At 60.7% G+C, this 18808-nt stretch carries 17 protein-coding genes and 1 tRNA gene; 6 read left to right on the top strand and 12 right to left on the bottom strand.

Features of this window, described 5'->3' with window-relative positions; translation table 11 throughout:
- Positions 1-4: 4 nt before the first annotated feature.
- Entirely contained in the window at positions 5-685 is a 681-nt protein-coding gene (locus tag WNZ15_RS05800) for a GntR family transcriptional regulator (RefSeq protein WP_342892010.1), read from the top strand.
- A gap of 155 nt (positions 686-840) precedes the next feature.
- Here the strand turns inward: WNZ15_RS05800 and WNZ15_RS05795 are convergent, their stop codons facing one another.
- The 7 genes from WNZ15_RS05795 to WNZ15_RS05765 all read right to left on the bottom strand — a co-directional run bounded on the left by WNZ15_RS05795 (position 841) and on the right by WNZ15_RS05765 (position 6869).
- The gene (locus WNZ15_RS05795) at positions 841-1722 is read right to left on the bottom strand and encodes a dioxygenase (protein WP_342892009.1); all 882 of its coding nucleotides are present in this window, start codon (positions 1720-1722) and stop codon (positions 841-843) included.
- A gap of 9 nt (positions 1723-1731) precedes the next feature.
- Complete coding sequence (locus WNZ15_RS05790) at positions 1732-3039, bottom strand: TRAP transporter large permease (RefSeq protein WP_342892008.1); 1308 nt, start codon at positions 3037-3039, stop codon at positions 1732-1734.
- Positions 3036-3647, bottom strand: a complete 612-nt coding sequence (locus WNZ15_RS05785; RefSeq protein ID WP_342892007.1) for a TRAP transporter small permease — start codon at positions 3645-3647, stop codon at positions 3036-3038. The genes WNZ15_RS05790 and WNZ15_RS05785 overlap by 4 nt, the downstream gene beginning before the upstream one ends.
- 81 nt (positions 3648-3728) lie before the next feature.
- Positions 3729-4814, bottom strand: coding sequence for a C4-dicarboxylate TRAP transporter substrate-binding protein (locus tag WNZ15_RS05780; RefSeq protein WP_342892006.1), 1086 nt, complete (start codon positions 4812-4814; stop codon positions 3729-3731).
- 31 nt (positions 4815-4845) lie between these two features.
- Positions 4846-5280 carry an OsmC family protein gene (locus WNZ15_RS05775; RefSeq protein ID WP_342892005.1) on the bottom strand — a complete coding sequence of 145 codons (435 nt, stop codon included), beginning with the start codon at positions 5278-5280 and terminating at the stop codon, positions 4846-4848.
- 30 nt (positions 5281-5310) lie between these two features.
- Positions 5311-5991, bottom strand: coding sequence for a malonic semialdehyde reductase (locus WNZ15_RS05770; RefSeq protein WP_342892004.1), 681 nt, complete (start codon positions 5989-5991; stop codon positions 5311-5313).
- Positions 5988-6869 carry a fumarylacetoacetate hydrolase family protein gene (locus WNZ15_RS05765; RefSeq protein ID WP_342892003.1) on the bottom strand — a complete coding sequence of 294 codons (882 nt, stop codon included), beginning with the start codon at positions 6867-6869 and terminating at the stop codon, positions 5988-5990. The genes WNZ15_RS05770 and WNZ15_RS05765 overlap by 4 nt, the downstream gene beginning before the upstream one ends.
- Before the next feature lie 586 nt (positions 6870-7455).
- Here WNZ15_RS05765 and WNZ15_RS05760 point away from each other — a divergent pair.
- The 4 genes from WNZ15_RS05760 (at position 7456) to WNZ15_RS05745 (ending at position 10221) form a co-directional block, all read left to right on the top strand.
- Complete coding sequence (locus tag WNZ15_RS05760) at positions 7456-7842, top strand: YciI family protein (protein ID WP_342892002.1); 387 nt, start codon at positions 7456-7458, stop codon at positions 7840-7842.
- Positions 7843-7954: 112 nt separating this feature from the next.
- Positions 7955-9232 carry a malonyl-CoA decarboxylase gene (locus WNZ15_RS05755; RefSeq protein ID WP_342892001.1) on the top strand — a complete coding sequence of 426 codons (1278 nt, stop codon included), beginning with the start codon at positions 7955-7957 and terminating at the stop codon, positions 9230-9232.
- Between the two features lie 267 nt (positions 9233-9499).
- Complete coding sequence (locus WNZ15_RS05750; protein ID WP_342892000.1) at positions 9500-9961, top strand: hypothetical protein; 462 nt, start codon at positions 9500-9502, stop codon at positions 9959-9961.
- The gene (locus WNZ15_RS05745) at positions 9958-10221 is read left to right on the top strand and encodes a hypothetical protein (RefSeq protein ID WP_342891999.1); all 264 of its coding nucleotides are present in this window, start codon (positions 9958-9960) and stop codon (positions 10219-10221) included. The genes WNZ15_RS05750 and WNZ15_RS05745 overlap by 4 nt, the downstream gene beginning before the upstream one ends.
- Before the next feature lie 353 nt (positions 10222-10574).
- Here WNZ15_RS05745 and WNZ15_RS05740 read toward each other — a convergent pair whose 3' ends face one another.
- Positions 10575-11354 carry a hypothetical protein gene (locus tag WNZ15_RS05740; RefSeq protein ID WP_342891998.1) on the bottom strand — a complete coding sequence of 260 codons (780 nt, stop codon included), beginning with the start codon at positions 11352-11354 and terminating at the stop codon, positions 10575-10577.
- Between the two features lie 365 nt (positions 11355-11719).
- Between WNZ15_RS05740 and WNZ15_RS05735 the strand changes: the two genes are divergently transcribed.
- Entirely contained in the window at positions 11720-12070 is a 351-nt protein-coding gene (locus WNZ15_RS05735; protein WP_342891997.1) for a hypothetical protein, read from the top strand.
- A 946-nt stretch (positions 12071-13016) separates the two neighbouring features.
- On the opposite strand, the gene WNZ15_RS05730 is transcribed toward WNZ15_RS05735, so the two are convergent.
- From WNZ15_RS05730 to WNZ15_RS05715, 4 genes are all read right to left on the bottom strand, one after another.
- Positions 13017-13151, bottom strand: coding sequence for a hypothetical protein (locus tag WNZ15_RS05730; RefSeq protein ID WP_342891996.1), 135 nt, complete (start codon positions 13149-13151; stop codon positions 13017-13019).
- A 121-nt stretch (positions 13152-13272) separates the two neighbouring features.
- Complete coding sequence (locus tag WNZ15_RS05725) at positions 13273-14421, bottom strand: hypothetical protein (protein ID WP_342891995.1); 1149 nt, start codon at positions 14419-14421, stop codon at positions 13273-13275.
- A 957-nt stretch (positions 14422-15378) separates the two neighbouring features.
- Positions 15379-15454, bottom strand: a tRNA-Lys gene (locus WNZ15_RS05720).
- A gap of 140 nt (positions 15455-15594) precedes the next feature.
- The gene (locus tag WNZ15_RS05715; RefSeq protein ID WP_342891994.1) at positions 15595-18804 is read right to left on the bottom strand and encodes a 4Fe-4S double cluster binding domain-containing protein; all 3210 of its coding nucleotides are present in this window, start codon (positions 18802-18804) and stop codon (positions 15595-15597) included.
- Positions 18805-18808: the final 4 nt, after the last annotated feature.

Here is an 18808-nt window from a genome sequence, read left to right as displayed (position 1 = left end):
AAAAATGGCCATAAAACCGCACACTGATCCCGCTCAGGAGCCCTCCGCCACCCAGCGCGCATATCTTGCCATCAGGCGGATGATCCTGATCGGAGAACTGTCGCCCGGCGAAAAACTCAAAATCGAGAACCTGCGCAAGTTCCTGGACATGGGTGGCTCCCCGATCCGGGAGGCGCTGACCCTGCTGGTGTCGGACCTGCTGGTGGAACGGCTCGACCAAAGGGGGTTCCGGGCTGCGGAAATCAGCCCCCACAATTTCGCGGAAATCCTGAAGCTGCGCTGCCAGCTTGAGGAAATGGCGCTGCGCGAGAGCCTGAAACATGCGAGCACCGACTGGGAGGACACGCTCGTCCTCAGCCATCACCGGATGGTGCGCGAACCGCGCGAGAACATTGAGCGGTTCGAGGAATTGCACAAGGCCTTTCACATGAACCTGATCGGTGCCTGCCACTCGCCGGTGCTGCTGAAGTTCTGCAATCAGCTCTATGACCTCAACATCCGCTACCGGTACCTTGCCGGCAGGGCTTTGAATTATTCCAAACGGGACATCGGCAGGGAACACACGGACATCATGAATGCCGCGGTTGACCGCGACACCGATACCGCATGCCGGCTGCTGCTCGACCATTACCGCACCACAGGCGCCTTTCTGGAAAAACACTTCCGGGCGGAAGCCGCGGAGTAGGCCCGGCGGCGAACGACCGCTGCCTCTTCCGAAGGTCGTGGCGGAAGGTCGTCGCGGAAGATAGTGACGGTCGCATTCGATCGAACGCGAGCTCGAGCCAGCCGACTGCGGCGCCCTGTTGCGCAAGGCCCTGTTGCGCAAGGCGGGGAGAGCTGTTAGCGCTCCCCCTCCTCGCGAACCAGAACCAGGTCGAACGCGGCCTCCAGATAGGGCCCGTCGACCTTGCCGGAGAGAGCGAAGCCTTCCGCCGGGAAGGACTCGGTCGGCTGTTCCACATAGGTCATGACAAGATCGTCGCGCACACCGAAAACCGTGTCCTGGTCGAGATACGGATCGTCATCGGGGAAGATTTCCGTGACCAGCGTCTGGAAACCCGGCGCCTTCACAATGTAATGGAGATGGGACGGTCGCCAGGGATGGCGCCCGCTGGCGCGCAGGATATCGCCCACCGGACCGTCGCTCGGCACGGTGTAGCTGACCGGCTTGACGGTGGTGAAGCCATAGCGCCCGTCCTCCCCGGTGACCTGGAGCCCGTGAAAGGAATAGGTATCCTGGTCGGGGTCCTGGCTGGAATAGAGCCCGTTCGGCGCTGTCTGCCAGATGTCGAGTTCCGCGCCCGCAATGGGATTTCCGTCCGTATCGCGGACGGTTCCCACGGCCAGCAGCACCTGATCCGGAAAGTCCTTGCGCAGATCCCCGCCCAAAGGCAGCGGCGGCGACCCGGTGATGTGGAACGGCCCGAGCACGCTCGACGATGTACCTTGCGGGTGCGAATGCAGCATGTCGACGAGAGAAGACAGACCCAGTACATCCGAGAGCAGCACGAATTCATGCCGTTCGGCATCCGAGATCGTGCCGGCCCGTTCGAGAAACTCGACCCCCTTGCGCCATTCGTCATGGGTGAGGTTGGTTTCGCGAGCGAACGCATGCAGGTGTGTGACCAGGCTCTTCAGGATCTGCTTCAGTCTCGGGTCGGTCTCCGGCCCCAGATAGTTCATGAAGACGTCGGTGATGTTGTCCTTGGTGACGTGACGCATGGAACCCTCTTAGTTCAAGATGGCAAGGCTGAGCGACGGCCAGCGGATCAGCGCGATCAGGACGACCAGCATCACCAGCGCAAAGGGGAATGCGCCGATGAAGACGTCCTTTAGCGAGATCCTCGGATCGTTCAAGGTGGCCTTGATGACAAAACACGAAATGCCGAGCGGCGGGGTCAGAAGACCGATTTCGGCGCCGACGACGGTGACGATCCCGAACCAGACCAGAGACAGGCCCATCGGTTCGACCAGCGGCAGGAACAGCGGCACGACGATCAGGATGATCGAGGCCGTGTCGAGAAGCGTTCCCAGGAAGATCATCATTGCCACATAGATCAGCATGATCCAGAAGAAACTCATCTCCGTCTCGGTCAGCAGGTCGCCGAGTTCGTTCGGCAGCCCAGCCAGACCGAGCATGCGGCTGTAGATCGATGCCGCCGTGATCAGGAACAGGATGGAAGCCGTGATGTGACCGGTTTCCAGAAGTGCATTCCAGAGGCTTTGCCAGGAAAGCTGCTTGCGCTGAAGCGCGATCAGCAACCCGAACAGGGAGCCTGCCGCCCCGGCCTCGACCGGCGTCAGCCAGCCGGTATAGATACCGCCCAGAACGGCAACGATCAGGAGCAGCGTCGGCACCGTCTTGTCCGCGATCTCCCGCAGCGACATCCACTCGCTTTCCTCGACCTTCCGTCCGCCGACGAAGGCAGGCGTGAAGCGCCCCATCAGGAAAATCGCGACCACATACGCGATCGCCAGCAGGATCCCCGGAACGACGCCGGCCAGGAACATGTCGCCGACGCTCTGCTCGGCCACGAAGGAATAGATGATCAGCATGGCCGAAGGCGGGATGATCATGCCCAGCACCGACGATCCCGCAACCACGCCGACCGCGAAGCGCGGATTGTAGTCGAATGCCAGCATCTGCGGCACGGAGACCTTCGAGAACACCGAGGCCGAGGCGATCGACGAGCCCGTCACGGCGGCAAAGACAGCGTTGGCGCCGACTGTCGCCATGCCGATCCCGCCCTTCACGCGGCGAAAGCCGGTGTTCATGACCTGATAGATATCCGCCCCAAGGCCCGCCTTGGCGACGATCAGTCCCATGAAGGTGAACAGCGGTACGGTGGCGAACGTGTATTCCATGACGCTGTCGCCGATGGCGATCTTCAACAGGTTGACCGCGAGGTCGAAATTGTCGCGCATCAACAGGATCGAGACGAACGACACCAGTCCGAGGGCGATGGGAATGTAAACGCCGAGATAGACCAGAACGACGATCGCGACGACCGAAAGGATACCGATTTCGATGGGGCTCACGCGGTATCTCCAGACTTGTCGTTTTCTTCACCCAGCCGGACCGGAGCGACCGGGCGGGCGGGCGAGAGGACCTTGAGCAAAAACAGAACCGTGCACAGAACGGCACTCAGATAGATGGCGAGCTTGAGCGGCCACCAGGGTGCGGTAAACACGCCGGGCACACCGAAATAGTCCCGGGTCTCGTACATTTCGACGAATTCGGGCCAGATGGCATAGGCGACCAGCACCATGAACAGCGCCGACGCGAGATTGATCAGCCTCCGGAGCGTTCCGGCCAGTTTCGGCCGGGTCATCTGGAGGATGGTCAGGAATCCGTCGGAGCGGGTCAATCGGTCCGTGCGCACCACGTCCGGCAGCTGCAGGAAGACAATCAGGACCATGGTGAACTGCACCACCTCGACCGCGCCCCGGAACGGTGCATTGAAGAAACCGCGCGCAACCACGTCGTAGTTCACGACCATGATCAGGGCGAGCACGATCAGCGTGCCGACGGCATTGGCCGCCATGGCCACGGCGTTGGCCAGTTTGGATAGGGCGCGCACGCCATCTGCAAGGGGACGCAGCATTCCGGAGACCCCGTCGGTGCGATTGAAAGGACGAGAGATCATCGGTCTTCCGACAGAGCCGGACCACCGATGCCGGAACCATGCCGCTTGTCCAGGGTCGCGGCATGGTTCGTCTGACAGGCGTTACTGGGGCAGATCAGCCGACCAGTCGCGCACGGGTGTGAAACCGGCCGCTGCCAGCTTCGCCAGATAGGCTTTCAGCATGTCGCTGCCCGGCTCGCCCTTGCCATCCAGGTCGGTCGCCCATTCCACCGCGATGTTCGGCATGGCCGACGCCCATGCGGCACGCTGGTCAGGGTCCATTTCGACCACGGTCCCGCCGGATTCGACGTAGGCGTTCCGGCTTTCCTCCGCCCGGTCCATGGCAATCGTGGCAACATGGTCACGATAGGCAACGGCAACTTCCTCAAGCGCGCCTTTCACTTCATCCGGCAACTTGTCCCAATAGTCCTTGTTGACGGTAATGGTCTTCGAGTTCACCGCTCCGAGATCTGCTTTCAGCATGTAGGGCGCGACTTCGGCGATCTTGAAGGTCTTGGCGGCTTCCGGCCACAGCAGCGCGTTGTCGACGAGCCCGGTCTGCAGCATGTTGTAGAAGTCGGTCAGACCGCCGCGCACACCGGCAGCGCCTTCGATGCCTTCCAGGTACCGCAGGTTCATGCCCGCTCCGGCTACTTTCTGACCTTCAAGATCGGAGACCACATTGACCGGTTCCTTGGAAAACACCTGATAGGTGTCGAGCACGACGCCGGTCGCCAGATAGACCTGGTTCTGGGCCTCGAACTCCTTCTGCATGGTCGGGAATTCCTTGGCGATCTCGTCCACTGCCTTGGCGACAGCCCGCGAATCGGCCGAAACAAACGGCGTCACCGCGGCAATCGCCTGGCTCGGCAGCTTCGAGGAATGGAAGATCGTGGTGACGATGCCGATGTCACCGAGGCCGAGCTTGACGCCTTCAAGAACACCCTTCGGCTTGACGATGGAGCCGCCGTAGCTTTCCTGCCAGTCCATCTTGTAGTTGCCGGTCGCGGCAAGGCGCTTGTCGACCTCGGGGATGAAGAAGTTCGTGAACTCCTGCACCCACAGTGCCCGGGCCGGATAGCCGTCGATAACGACCGCCTTGATGGTTTCCGTTGCCTGGGACGGCAGGGACGCCGCGCTCAGGAGCGCCAGTGCCAGAGCGCTGCGCCGTGTCATTTTACCAATCATGCTATTCTCCTCCCAAAGAATACAAGACGGCTCAGGCTTTCTGCCAGTCCGTCCGGATCAAGGTACCCGCCTGCTCAAACAGCTTGGACAGAGGGCAGTATTTGGCGACGTCTGTTGCGACGTTTCGAAGATCCGCTTCCGTAAGCGGGCCGTCACAGGTCACCACCTGCCGCAATTCAACGAACGGGACGTCAATCTCTTCCCTGAGCGTGACGCCCCTGCGGTCGAAAGCGCAGGAAATTTCGATTTTCAGATGCCCGAGATCGACACCCAGCTTGCCGGCGCACTTGTGGCCGATGACGTTGGTGCAGCCCGCGAGAGCCGCCAGCGCGACCTCCGTCGGAGCGGGGCCGAGATTGGTACCGCCTCGTGCGACCGGCTCGTCGATCGAAAAGCTCAGGTCGCGAACGGTGATGTCGGCCCGCGAATGCGACAGGCCTTCACCTGCCGCCCGCAGCTTCACCACAGTTTTATCCCTCAAGGCAGCCATGGCATCTCACAGAAACCGGCAAGCCATGTCGAACGGCAGGCGCGGCAGTTTGTGAAACAGCGCCGTCTCGTCGGCATAACCAAGATTGCACAGAAAATTGGATTTCAGCGTCGTTCCGGAGAAGAACTCCTCATCGACAATCTTGTTGGAGAAGCCGGACATAGCGCCGACATCCAGCCCGAGCGCACGCGCGGCGATCATGAAATAGGCGCCCTGCAGGGTCCCGTTTCTGAATGCAGTCGCTTCGCAATGTTCGGGCTTGCCCTCGAAATGCGGCCGCCGGTCCTCGTGCGGAAACAGGTACGGCAGCTCTTTCCAGAAATCCAGGTCATGGGCGATGATCACGCTCACCGGCGCGGACATCATCTTGTCGATGTTCTTGTCCTTCAGGGACTTGGCCAACCGCTTCTTGGCCTCCGGCGTCTCGATGAAGAAAAACCGAGCCGGACAGGTATTCATGCTGGTCGGACCGGCGGCCGTGATCTCGTAGATCTGTTCAAGCAGGTCACGCGGAACCGGCTTGTCCTGCCACGCATAGTGGGACCTGGCGGTTCTCAGGATCAGATCGATGCTGTCGTCGTCGAGCCTGCCGGCACGCTCGCGCAATGCGCGAACGCTCTCCTGAGCCTCGGCGCGCAGCCTGGCCAGGGCTTCTCCGGCCGGGGCTTTCGAAGCGATGGTGGTCATTCGGCGGCCTCCGTCGCGCGGATTTCCTCCTCCGCGACAATCGGATTGGCGCAGATGCCGAGGCCCTCGATTTCGATCTCGACCGTTTCACCCGGCCTCAGCCAGCGCGGCGGTTTCTTGGCATGTCCAACGCCCGGAGGCGTGCCCATGGCAATGTAGTCGCCCGGCTCGAGCGTGGTGAATTCGGAAACGGTCGAGATCGTCCGCGCCACGCTCCACAGCATGTCCGAGGTCGATGCGCTCTGCAGGATCTCGGAGCCGACACGGGACTCGATCTTCAGGCCTTCCATCCCGGCCGGCAATTCGTCCGGAGTGACCACGACCGGCCCCACCGGGCCAGTGGCGTCGAAATTCTTTCCGGGCGTCCACTGGTGTGTCTTGCGCTGGTATTCGCGCACGGAGCCGTCATTGAAGATGGTATAGCCGAACACATGCGCGAGGGCGTCTTCCTCGCGGATATGCTTGCCGCCCTTGCCGATGATGACCATCAGCTCCGCTTCGTAGTCAAGCTGCTCGGAGCAGGATGGCCGGACCATCGGCGCACCCGCCGGGATCATCGATGTGTTGCAACGCATGAACAGCGCCGGATAGACGGGGATGTCGTAGCCGCCTTCCTTGATGTGATCGACGTAATTGAGCCCGAGGCATATGATCTTGCCGGGCTGCGCGACCGGAAGACCGGGTTTGATCGATGCGATCGGCTCGGCGTCGACCTCGCCCCGTCTCGCAAGGAGACCGTCCAGCTCGACGCCTCCCTCGATGATTGCCCGCAGGTCGGTGCCGACCCGTCCGTCGAGCGCGGTCAGGCTCCAGGCCTTGTCACCCTCCACGAGATAGACACCCTGCCCCGACACACCCGTCCCAGTCATAAATCGCATAATCGCCTCGGTGTTTCCCAATTTTTTATGACTTTGGCGACTATTTTTAATTTTGTCAAATAATATCGATTTTTTTGAAAGCGATAAACCTGCCCACCGCCGGACTGGTCCGCGCCAGTGGCAAAACGTCAAACCACTCAGGGAAATAGGCGCGTGCCTTTTTTAAAGAAACCCGGCTTCACATCACTCGGCCATGCCGAAATACCGCTCCAGTCCTTGCCAGTTGGGGACCTGCCCGCTTCGCAAGGACAGCATCAAGAAGGGGGAACGGTTCCCGGCGGCACGGACCGCAAGCAGGATCGGCTTGTTTTCCAAAACCGCCCCTGCGCAATTCGCCCCTGAAATTTCCCATCTGGGTTCCGGTGGCGTTCTCGTTCAAGTAGCCGGCGGTTCGTTCCATGAGAATGACACCACACAGGAGCTTGCGAACATCCGCGTCGTAGACCGGACGCAGCGAAGCGACGGCACACTGCCCATCGCGCGGTCACTTCAGCGCCGCCAGCCTCAGGCAGGCTTTAGCGACTATTTTTCATATTGCCAGTTAATATCGATTTTTTTATAAAACAGGGGAAACGGGAGATGCATCATGCCGAAATGGACGGACTACAAGCGCGCCGCACGCGAACGCGGCGCTCTCGCACTTGAACTTTTCGTCGTGACCTCGGTCACCGCCGGCCCCGACGCGGATATACCCGGCACGCTGCCCGACCATCTTGCCTATCAGGCGGATCTGGAAGCTGCGGGAAAGCTGGCCTTTGCCGGACCGCTCTCGGATGCCACGGGGGAGGAAATCCAGGGAGACGGTATGATCGTCTACAGGGCGGCCAGCCTTGCCGAGGCACGGGCGCTCGCCGAGGAAGACCCCATGCACAAGAGGGGCGTCAGGACATTCACACTGCGCCGCTGGCTCGTCAACGAAGGCAGCCTCACCCTGTCGGTCGGACTGTCGACCCGAAAGGTCGATCTGGCATAGGCGCCGCTCCGGCCGGAAAACCGGATTTTGCCTCCCTTGACCGGTTGGGTCTTAAGGAGAGGATGCTTATGTTCATGCCGGCACTTGGAACCCGACATTCCTGGAGAAGATCATGTCCCTATTCGGCGATCTGCTGTCGACCATATTCGAACGCCGCGCACTGACATTCTCACCGGGCAGGCGCGATCCGCGCCCGCTCGAAGAACTTGTCGGCGCCCTTGTCGGCGCCACCGGAGAAGTCTCCGGCCTTGCGGTGGCCGCCAGCATCCTGCAGCGCTACCAGGAACTGGACGACGATGCCAAACTGGCGTTTTTCCACCATCTTGCCGGCAACATGAACATCGATCCGGACCGGGTGCGCGCGACCCTCGACGCCTACCAGGCAGAGCCCGGCAAGCAGACCTACCGCGCCTTCATGTCCGCCGTGGAGCCGGATCGCCAGGAACTCCTGCGCCGGCTGAACCAGATCCCGGGCGCGACGGAGATGCTGGTGCGCATGCGGGCCGATCTGCTGCGTCTTGGCGGCAAGGATCCCGAGATCCAGGCACTCGACCAGGATTTTCGGCATCTGTTCGTGTCCTGGTTCAACAGGGGCTTCCTGGTGCTCAGGCCGATCAGCTGGGAAAGTCCGGCCCATATTCTGGAAAAGATCATCGCCTATGAAGCGGTGCATGAAATCGAGAGTTGGGAGGACCTGCGCAGGCGCCTGGTGCCCGGCGACCGGCGGTGCTTCGCCTTCTTCCACCCGGCGATGCCTGACGAACCGCTGATCTTCGTCGAAATCGCCCTGACCGCGGACATTCCAGGCTCCATCCAGGACCTGCTCGCGGAGGACCGGGAACCGCTCAGCGCGGAAAAGGCCAGGACAGCCGTCTTCTATTCGATTTCCAACTGCCAGTCGGGACTTGCCGGAATCTCCTTCGGCAATTCGCTGATCAAGCAGGTCGCCGCAGATCTGGCGAGCGAATTGCCGAACATCCGGACGTTCGTTACCCTGTCGCCGATCCCGGGCCTGACCAGATGGCTCGTCGCCGAGGACATTCCGTTCGCGGACGCGGATCCCAAACGGCTGCGCCAGCTCGCCGCCCATTATCTGCTGTCGGCAAAACGTCCGGACGGTCTGCCGGTCGATCCGGTCGCCCGTTTTCACCTGGGCAACGGCGCCCAGGTCCACGCGGTCCACACGGAGGCCGACACGTCGGAAAAAGGCCGTGTCCAGTCGGCCGGCGTGATGGTCAACTACCTTTACGACCTCGGCAAGGTCACCCAGAACCACGAACGCTACGCAGCCCAGAAGGAAATCGCCGCGTCTTCGGACATCCGCGGACTGGATGCGGCCGTCAGAAAACAGGACCTGAGGAGACCGGTGAGCGAGCAGCCAGCGGCGTAATGCGCCGGAGCAATGCGCCAGTCCGGCCCGCCTGTTCTGCCGGCTTTCCTGTCCCGCCGGCTCGTCTTACCTGCCGACCGATCTGACCGGGCAGCCGATCTTCGCGGCGCCCCGGCGCACCGCTGTCCGGCGGGCGGATGAACACCGTCACCCGCAGTGAGGCATCGTTCCTGAACGACCGGGAAACCATAAGCCGTATTCGGTGTCGATTTTGGACATGCTGCGTGCTAATCAGGAAAGCACCCCAACAGGACAGGGACGAATACCGTGTCATTTCATGCCGACCCCGAGACGCCGCCCGCCGGATCCCGGGACACCGATCAGGTCATTCATGCCTGGTTTCTGGATCTGCTCGGCACGCGCCCGGACAAGGAGATTTCCGACCTGCTGGGAATCACCAGTTCGAAACTCTGGAAGCTCAAGAAGGGCCACCAGCGCCTGCAGGCCGCCGAACTGGTGATCCTGCACCAGGGCCTGAACGCACCGCTTCCCCGCCTGGTTGCCATTGACGGCGCACCGGCAGATAACCTTGCGGCCCCTGCCGGGCCGGCCAGATCCGTCGACGACAAGGCCCTCTTCGATTTCGCCTATTCGCGGGTCTCCGACCTGGAGGCCGGGAAACCTGCCGACCAGCGGGCCAATGAATTCGAGAAACTCAAACGTGTCTTCCACATCCTGGAGACGATTCGCGACACACCCGATGCGCTGGAACTGAAGGACATTCAATGAGCAACAAGGACGAATTCACAAAGGAACAAATGAAATTCCTTGAGCTGTTTCACATCGCGGCCCTGTTCGATTGCCTTTATATTCTCGATTTCCACTGCATGAACGAATTCAACCACGACAAGGTGTCGGACCTGACCGACCAGGGCCGCTATCACCTTGCCGTTCTGGCCGAAAAAGAGATCTTCGAACACGCGATCGAGTCCGGATACCAGCCGCCACGGCCATTCAAGGGAGACGGGGACCGTGATTTCGTTTCTTGAGCAACTGCCTCTGAAACACGTCGAACACGGCGCCGCCGGCGAGGAGGCGCGGTTCCTGTTCAGCTTCTGGCGGCGCAACGAAGGCATCATGCGGCCCGACCCCGGCATGATCCACCTGTCCAGAAAACTGCTGCTGTTCAAGCCGCTGTTCATTCCCGGCGACGTGCCGCCGTCGACAATGATCGGCCAGGACACGACGTTCCGGAAATTCCTGCCCCCCACGGACAAGCCAACCTCACTGCCCCCGGCCTACCGCGAGCTGGTTGCCCCCGGCTATCACGCCTCGATAGACGGCGAGCCCTGGTTCGACATCCAGCGCACCGGCTCCATGATGGGCGAAGGCACCCCGGACCTCACTCTTGAACGCCTGATTCTGCCGTTTCGGACACCTGGAGGGTTTGTGCGGATTTTCTGTCTGCTGACGCTCTTGGAGGAACACTCACGATACGGTCGATCAGATCCAGAACGTCGTCCCGTGCGTTTCCGGCCAGAAACAGATCGTTGTCAATCGGGATGGGACCACCGGACGCCCACCGCACCGCGTTTTCATGCAACCGGGTGAACCCGCATGAGCGCAGGAAACCGTCCTTGAACACCCGTTTTTCCATCCAGCCGTAGTAGAAATCCGCGTCCCATTCGTCCAGCGCCTCGATCTGGACAATGCGGTTGAGCAGGCCGCCGAGATGCGCGTTCTGCCATTCGGGCTGAACCTGCGTTCCGCCCAGATAGACCGTGTCTCCCGTGATGGCCTGGGCGAAGCGCGGCTGCTCCGGCGCCAGAACAACCTGGCCACCGGTCTCGGCGGGAAAACAGCGGTAGAAGTGCTTGCGCCAGTAGTCGGCCAGCGACTGCGGCGGCCGGATCCGGTCCAGGCGCGCGCACACGCGGCCGACCAGGCGCCCGTTTGGTTCCGTCAGCCCCAGCCAGAATGCCTGACCGCTGGAAAATGTCTGTGTGCCCGGTGAGAAATGCGCCTCCAGCAGCTTCAGGCCGCTGTTTGCAGCCATGGCGTCGATCCGCTCGAAATCGTGTCCCCGCTGCAGCGTGAGCCCGTAGTCGCCAAACACCTTGTCGATTGCGCCCCAGGCGCGCTTCAACAGGATTGGATCGACCGCAGTTCGCAGCATGCTCATGTGTCCGCCTTTATCTGTTTTTGTATTACCTTGTCCGCAATCGAACAACGCCGCCGCGGTGTGGCGCACATCTCGTATTATCACCAAGGTTGAGGAATGGACGTTCGAGAATACCGACACAGGCATTACGGTAAATGTACCGACCATCTCAACAAAGAAAAATGTCCCGGGGCACAGGATGGCCTGTTTCAGGGAGGCCGGGAGCTTATTGGTCACAATCCGGTGGCGTGCAAGAGACTTGCTGCGATCAAAGAGACCAGCCGTGTGGACGCAAGCCATTTCAATGAGAAACCTTCGACGGGGAGCACGCCACGTGGTTCAAGGACGCTCCCGGCGCCAAAACGGCTGTGCTATGGTCATCGCCGATGACGGAAGCTGAAGAACTGATTGTAATTGCCGCGTTGATTTGGCCCATAGGCTTCATGTGGCTGGGCCGGCTGACACGCGGCAGGCGATTTCGGCGGGCGGCCTGGATGACCTCGGCTGCCTGGTGGGGCGCGGTGTTGGTTTATGCCAATGTCGACGGCAACTGTTCCGGCGGCCTGATCTTCGGCTATCGGAGCTGCGGCTGGATTGCAGACGATACCGCCGAAGCCTTGGCTTTGACTGCCGTTTTTTTGATCGGACTTGGCGTGCTCATGTGGACTGGTCTTTTTTTCTTCGGGCTTGTGCCCGCCCTATGGCACAGACTGCGCAAGGTCCGTGTTACCCGTTAAACAGGGGTCAAAAGGGAGACGCTCCGCAAGGTTGCAAAACCAGACCATTCCGGCGACGAATACGTGGCCAAGAACGATCGCTATTGGGCGTAAATTATTGAAGAGAATGGTGGGTGAGTGGGGGCTCGAACCCCAGACCCGCTGATTAAGCGTTATGATTAGGTTATTAATTTTCAATAACTTAAGGGAAGAAAACAATCAAGTCGTACGGTTTTGGGATGGCAAGGGTTGCACGATACGAAATGGCATACTTGCGGACATTTCGGACGTTGCATCAAATGATAGTTTCGGCCAGAAGCTGTCATTCGGTACCGTCTTAGTGAATGACGGCTTAGCGTCCCCATATCTGTCGTTCTTTGGATTTCGACTAGATCCGTAAAGCTGCCGTTCATTGCGGGAACTGCAAAGGTCTATAGAGGGCGGAGAGCGGTCGTTCGTTGCGGTTTGTTTGCAGGGTCCACTTAGCCAACCAACCGGTCGTTGTGTAGATCCAAATCGATGCCTGCTCTATCCGGGGGTCTGTTGAAAGCACAACTCATAGATCCAAAGGCGGCACGTCCCCGAGACGGACAATGAAGGTTGGGTCACTGTAGTCGCCGAGTTCGACATCAACTTCGATCATGAATGCATCGGCACCAGCATATGAGCCACCGTCAAACATCCTTTGCGCGCGCCTCTCCGCTTCGGCCGAAGACTTGCACTCAATCGCAGATGCTTGGACAAGCACCAGCTGCTTCGCCCCCCCCTTGCCACGTTCGACATGTCGGTATGTCTGACATATGTAGCGTTTACTGGGCGTCATCAAGCGATAGCTCCCCTCATTGCCCGCTCGGCAAAGCGTCTCTACCAGGGCATTCACACCGGCTGATGACGACATCAATTACCTCCAAGATCAGCGCGTTTGGTGCTACAAAGCGCCAATCCTGAAAAGCTAGGTCTCGTTGATTTACTTGGCCTTCTTTTCGCCGAGAACCGGCAGCCTCTTGCCTTTGTTGAAGTCTGCGGTTGCCAGCACCTTTGCCTTGACTTTCTTGGGTTTTTTGGCCTCGCGGTTTCCGCGTGTCTTATCGCCTTTGGACATCCAATTTCCTCTCTGGTGAACCAGTTCGCTCGTCGGCCGTCGGGCAGCAGGATTGTGCAGCCCACTTCGGTTGTTTATCTGAAATTCGCCGGCAAGAGCGGGCCGTTGACGGCATTGACGTTCACACGATCAGTGTTTGTCCAACCAAACCGCGCTCAGTGTGGTCAGGAGTTTCGCTTCTTGTTGCCAGGCCATTGTCAGCAATTGCCAAAATCATTGCCTCGTAAGTCATGTCGAGGTTAAGCAGACAGCAGCGATAGAAATAACCTCTGCGCAGGCCGGGCATCAGGTTCGCTTCTATGAAATTCGGCACATTTGCGTGGCTCATCTTGATGTCGATACGTCCCAACGACTTGCCGCCCAGGGCCCGGAATGCCGCCTTGGCGATGATGCCAAGCTGCAGGCGCGTCGCCGCGTCTGTCACTGGCGCGACGGCTTCGGAATCTTGCTTCTTGACATCATAGTCGAGAATACGGTCCCCGTTGCTGTTCGGCGCGGCGATGATTTCTACGGGCATCGCGCGCAGTTCACCGTTGGAGGCGTCCTCGAGTATGCCGACACTGTATTCCCGGCCAGACAGATAGGTCTCGACCAAAGCCTGGGACATTTGGTTTTCATGGATATCAGACACTTTGCGCCGGAAACCGTCAAAGTCGTGGACAACAGACTTGGCGTCAACGCCTCGGCTGTCTCCACCCGTTACGGGCTTTACAAAGAGTGGAAAGGGAAGAGGGAGGGTGCCGGCGGTCGGGTGTTCGCCCGGTGCAGTGAGGAAAAACTCAGCCGTGGCGACATTGGCAGCGCGAACCAAACTCTTGGCACGAGCCTTGTCGTGTTCGTTGTCCAGTGCAGACCTGCCCGATGCGATATAGGCGATCCCGTGCACTTCGAGAAAGTCGTTCAGCCAGAGGTCTTCACCATCAAAAGTGAAGTATTTCACCCCCGAGAATACGAGGTCGGGCCGCCGGATCGCCAGCCGTTCGAGATCGCGGCGTGTCCGGATCTGGGTGATTGTGACGAGTTGATAACGGTCGGAAAGGATCTTTTGAACCAGCGCTTCGTCGATCTCGATCCCGACATTCTTTCGATGCGCTGCTATGCCGGCGGGCTGGGGTGCGACGACGATTTCGATCGTCTCGTCGCGTTTGCTTGCGAACGCGCACCTTTCGTCGGGAGCAAGAGGCAAGCCACCCAGGCGGTACCACGCGTGCTCGGTCCGCGAATGCGCATCGTTCAGCGTATCAGTTACGTCCACAATCGAATTTCTCACTGCCGCTCCTTCATGCGCCCATAAGCACTGCAGCCCAGGAGCCGCAAAGAGCTCCGAGGCCAGCTTGTGGTGATCAGTTCGTTTAGAAGATTCGAATTGGCAACGTTGAATTTGAATTCAACTCTAACCAGAACCCTACAGATACCACACTCGATGAATGATAGATACGACTATCGTCGACGACAGAGATCATGAGTATTCTGCGACCCTCAGCAGATGCCGTACTTGATCTCCAAGACGGCTCAGCCGGTTTAAAGTGTCGGGATGTTATGGGAAGCAATCGGTGTTTCTCACGCCTGAACCAAGGCAATTAAAGAATGTGCCACCGACCGACTTCGGTCACTTTCTGTCTGACAATTTCGGCATTAAAGCGCGTTGCCACGCACCATGCAAATTGTGGCATTCGATAAAAGTGGCACGTAGTGGACCTTTGCCGTAATCGGGACCATTGTCCGCTCAGGACCGAAAGCCACATTGAGCTTGGTCTGTGTGAATGTCCGCTTCGATGAAATAGCATTCAGAAGCCGCCACTCTCCTCATGGCCCCGCTTCCTGTCGTTCGTCCAATCCGCAGCGAAAGTCCGCTTCCCGCCCAACTTTGCCGTCGACCTAGACCAATGTTTTAGCTGCTCTGTCCGCGTTGCCGCCATTAGTTCCTGGCGCCGCGAATTCACACTTTCCGCCCAAAATTCGATTTGAGAGAACTGGCGCGCAGGTCACTAACGGGCTCGCTTTGTCCTATCCGCCCCTGGTTGCTTGTTTCTAGAAGCACCCCTAGTCCCGGCTTTTCAGGTCCCGCTCCAGGCGCTGCAGCGCTTCACGGATCCAGCGCATGTCCGCGCGCATGTCAGCCACGTCCCGGGCTTCGCGGATCCGCTGGTCCTACGTTCCCGGCCTGTTCACGGCGCAAGAAATGCGCTTTTCCGGAAAAAATACAGCAATTTCAAAGAGAAGAGAATGGTGGGTGAGTGGGGGCTCGAACCCCAGACCCGCTGATTAAGAGTCAGCTGCTCTACCAACTGAGCTACACACCCATCAAGCTGCAGCGAAAGCATATCATATGCCGCAGCGAAGGTGCGCTGTATAACGGACCTGTTTCACCCGCGCAATGGGGATATGACACTTTTTTGTCGCCGGGGCCGGAGATGCCCCCCGGCGGAATGACTGCCGCGTTTCAGAGATCGACCGCGATTTCCCCGCCCGGTTCCGCCGCGCGCGACTGGCACAGGATGATGGCATGGGCCCGCTGTGCTTTCGAGAGCACGAAGTCGCGGTGCTCCACCTCGCCCGAAACGAGACCGCATTTGCACACGCCGCAGATGCCGTCGGCGCATTTGACGTCAATCGCGATGCCGTTTTCGGCCAGGACATCCGTCGCAGACCTGTCGGCGGGCACCAGCAACGACTTGCCGGATTTCACCAGTTTCAGGGTGAAGTCGTGATTCTCGTAATCCGGCACTTCCGGAACGGAGAAATATTCCAGGTGCCTGGCCTCGTCCGGGTACCCCTGCCGCTGCGCGGCTTCCACGACCGAGGCCATGAACCGGTCCGGCCCGCAGGTATAGACATGCCAGCCGTCGCGATAGCCGGCGAGCACCGTGTCGAGTTCGGCCCGGCTGCCCTCGGCGGAAACGTGCAGATGCACCCGGTCCGCCCAGGGCACGGCGGCGAGATCCGCAAGATAGCCGCCGCCGTCGCGTGACTTGATCGAATAATGCAGTTCGAAATCGCGGCCCAGGGCATGCAGGCGATGGGCCATTGCGATCATCGGGGTCACGCCGATGCCGCCGCCCATCAGCAGCGACTTCGCCGCCCCCTCCTCCAGCGGAAAATGGTTGATCGGCCGGGAGACGAAGATCTTGCGTCCTTCGGAGAAGATCCGGTGCAGCAGCTTCGAGCCGCCCCGGCCCATGTCCTCGCGTAAAACGCCGATCTGGTAGACGGACCGGTCGGCGGGATTGCCCGACATGGAGTATTGCCTCAGGAACTCGGGGGCGACGACGATATCGAGATGCGCGCCCGCCTCCCAGGCCGGCAGGTCGCCGCCATCGATGGCCCGGAATTCGTATTTGGTGACATCCCCGGTCATGTGCGCGACCTTGGAGACGACCACCCGCACGACCGGGCTTTCGCCGGCCGCCGTGTAACGGTGAATGACGCTGTCGTCGCCCGCCTCCAGCCGGCGCTTGTATTCCTCTGCCGTGACCATCGCCTGATAGGCCTCGATGCCGGCCTCCCGGTCCATCGGAAACGGATAGGGAAAGGGATGCGGTGCCAGCGGCGCCGGATAGACGGCCAGCGTCTGGTCCTCGTATTTCAGGTCGAGATCCTTTTGCAGGTCGCGCGCATTGACCGGAAGGCGCGCAGGCTTGTAGCCGCCATCCTCATGGAGCTCCAGGTCCCACCACCATTTCTTCACCGGGTTGAGTCCGCCCCGCCCGGCCATGTCGTCCAGCTTCGCAAGATACGGCGCGGCGCCCGGAAGCGTCATGGCGGCCCAGCGGAACGGCTTATCGGCAAACAGTCCCTCCAGGTTCCACGGACAGGTCTTCATGCAACGCCCGCACATGGCGCCGCCTTCGGTGGTGATCCGGTAGGTCGCGCATTTCTGGCTGTCGCTCTTCCAGATCTCGTAGCCGTTGAACATCAGTTTCGGCCCTGCGGTGATCGCCCCGCTGGGGCACTCGCGCGCGCATTTGTTGCAGGCGCCGCAGAAAGCCTGCAGGCCGAAATCGATCGGCTTGTCATGGGCCAGCGGCATGTCCGTGGTCACCACACCGGATTTCAGACGCGGCCCGAGGAACGGATTGAGGATGACTTCGCCGATACGGCTGACCTCGCCGAGCCCGGACAGCAGCAGAAGCGGTGGCTGCAGCACCTCGCCGTCGAGCACCGAATGCGCCTTGGCCTTGTAGCCGAGGCGGCGGATCTGTGCGGCGATCACACCGCCGAGCAGCGAAAACCTTAAATAAGCGCGCATCGACTGGGCGACGGAGATCCAGTCGTCTCCCGACGCGCCCTCCATCGTTTCATACCCCTGATCGATGATCATGCTGATCGCCTGATCGTGGGGCGGATCGATGGCGGCGCCCGTTGCGTCGTGGGAATACCAGGTCCAGTCCGGACAGCGGCTGATGCCGACCGCGTCGACGCCGAGGAAATAAGCCGCCGCCTTGACGTTCAACGCGTCGCGCTGCGGATCGGACACAGGGTGTCCGGTGGCGGGCGCGCCATCCTGCAACAGCACGAAGGCACCCAGCATCCGGCGCTGCGCCATGGACGGCGCCGCCTTGCGGGCGTAATAGCCGCCTTTCGCGCCGTTCTGGAGGGCCTTGCCCATGTCACCGAACTGCGCCCGTGCGAACATGTCCGTGCGTTTGGGCACCCGCGCCACATGCGCCTCATCGATATAGGTCGTCGGCGTGTCGACCCGTTTCAGTGTCTCGAACGGATGCGGTCCCATGACGAAATCGCGCTTGTCAAAAGGATCGCCGTTGAGCGCCGAGCGCCGGAAGCCCGCCCCCACCCACCAGGCGGGGCCCTTGGTCCTGAACCAGGGCTGGTCCTTCATGGCCTTCAGCGGGCCGTCCACCGCAAGATCGAACGTCGTCGTGATCGCAGCCACGCCAAACCGGTCGCCGACGTAAGGGTTGACCAGCCGGCCGTCCTCGACGCTTGCCAGTCCCGCCGCCACGGTTGCGATGTTCAGATCGATGTCCGAGCTGGTCGCCGTATGCGCCTTGGCGTCCCAGCCGAGCAGGCGGATGTAGTTGGCCAGCACGACCGCCGTCTCGCTCGCCCTGAGGCAGGCGCGATGCGCCTGGGCATCGCCGAGCCAGTCGGTCCCGGGCTCGTCCGGCCTCGGATCGCGGGTATGGTCGTAGAGAAAGACGATCGTGCGGGTATGGCCGGTGATGGTCGACGGCGGCGCCTCCATGGACTCCTTGAGGTCGGCCATGATCATGTCGATGCCGCTTGCCAGCGTCTTTGTCTGCCGGGTCTTCAGGTCGTGCGCCAGGCGGTCGATGTCGGGATTGCGGACCGGATGGTTCAGCAGCGCTTCCTCCGGCAGGGGCCCGATGCCGACCATCGCCGCATCCGAAAAATAGCCGAAGCCTTTCAGGTGCTCGGCCCGCTCTCCCGGATCGTCCGGGCAGCCGGCCCGGGCCTTGTTGACGAGGCCGTCGCGGATCGCGTCCATCATCGCCTGGTAGTCGCCCATCGCGTTGACGATGGAGGCCGGTGTCTCCGGGCGGCGGAACTCCAGCGGCCGGAACGCCGGCACAAGGGCATAGTCGGGCGTGCCCCCGCGGGCCAGCCGTTCGAGCGGAAACGGCCCGAGGTGCACCGGCCTGTTCTTGTCGGAAAAGAAGCGAATGGTCACAGCG

Origin of the sequence: Roseibium sp. AS2 (assembly GCF_038900065.1) — a bacterium.
Classification (GTDB): Bacteria; Pseudomonadota; Alphaproteobacteria; order Rhizobiales; family Stappiaceae; genus Roseibium.
This window is presented reverse-complemented; position numbering and strand designations above follow the sequence as displayed.

Coding starts and splice junctions, on each gene's coding strand:
- WNZ15_RS05800 (WP_342892010.1), top strand. CDS start 5: ATGGCCATAAAACCGCACACTGATCCCGCTCAGGAGCCCTCCGCCACC.
- WNZ15_RS05795 (WP_342892009.1), bottom strand. CDS start 1,722: ATGCGTCACGTCACCAAGGACAACATCACCGACGTCTTCATGAACTAT.
- WNZ15_RS05785 (WP_342892007.1), bottom strand. CDS start 3,647: ATGATCTCTCGTCCTTTCAATCGCACCGACGGGGTCTCCGGAATGCTG.
- WNZ15_RS05780 (WP_342892006.1), bottom strand. CDS start 4,814: ATGATTGGTAAAATGACACGGCGCAGCGCTCTGGCACTGGCGCTCCTG.
- WNZ15_RS05770 (WP_342892004.1), bottom strand. CDS start 5,991: ATGACCACCATCGCTTCGAAAGCCCCGGCCGGAGAAGCCCTGGCCAGG.
- WNZ15_RS05765 (WP_342892003.1), bottom strand. CDS start 6,869: ATGCGATTTATGACTGGGACGGGTGTGTCGGGGCAGGGTGTCTATCTC.
- WNZ15_RS05760 (WP_342892002.1), top strand. CDS start 7,456: ATGCCGAAATGGACGGACTACAAGCGCGCCGCACGCGAACGCGGCGCT.
- WNZ15_RS05755 (WP_342892001.1), top strand. CDS start 7,955: ATGTCCCTATTCGGCGATCTGCTGTCGACCATATTCGAACGCCGCGCA.
- WNZ15_RS05745 (WP_342891999.1), top strand. CDS start 9,958: ATGAGCAACAAGGACGAATTCACAAAGGAACAAATGAAATTCCTTGAG.
- WNZ15_RS05740 (WP_342891998.1), bottom strand. CDS start 11,354: ATGAGCATGCTGCGAACTGCGGTCGATCCAATCCTGTTGAAGCGCGCC.
- WNZ15_RS05735 (WP_342891997.1), top strand. CDS start 11,720: ATGACGGAAGCTGAAGAACTGATTGTAATTGCCGCGTTGATTTGGCCC.
- WNZ15_RS05730 (WP_342891996.1), bottom strand. CDS start 13,151: ATGTCCAAAGGCGATAAGACACGCGGAAACCGCGAGGCCAAAAAACCC.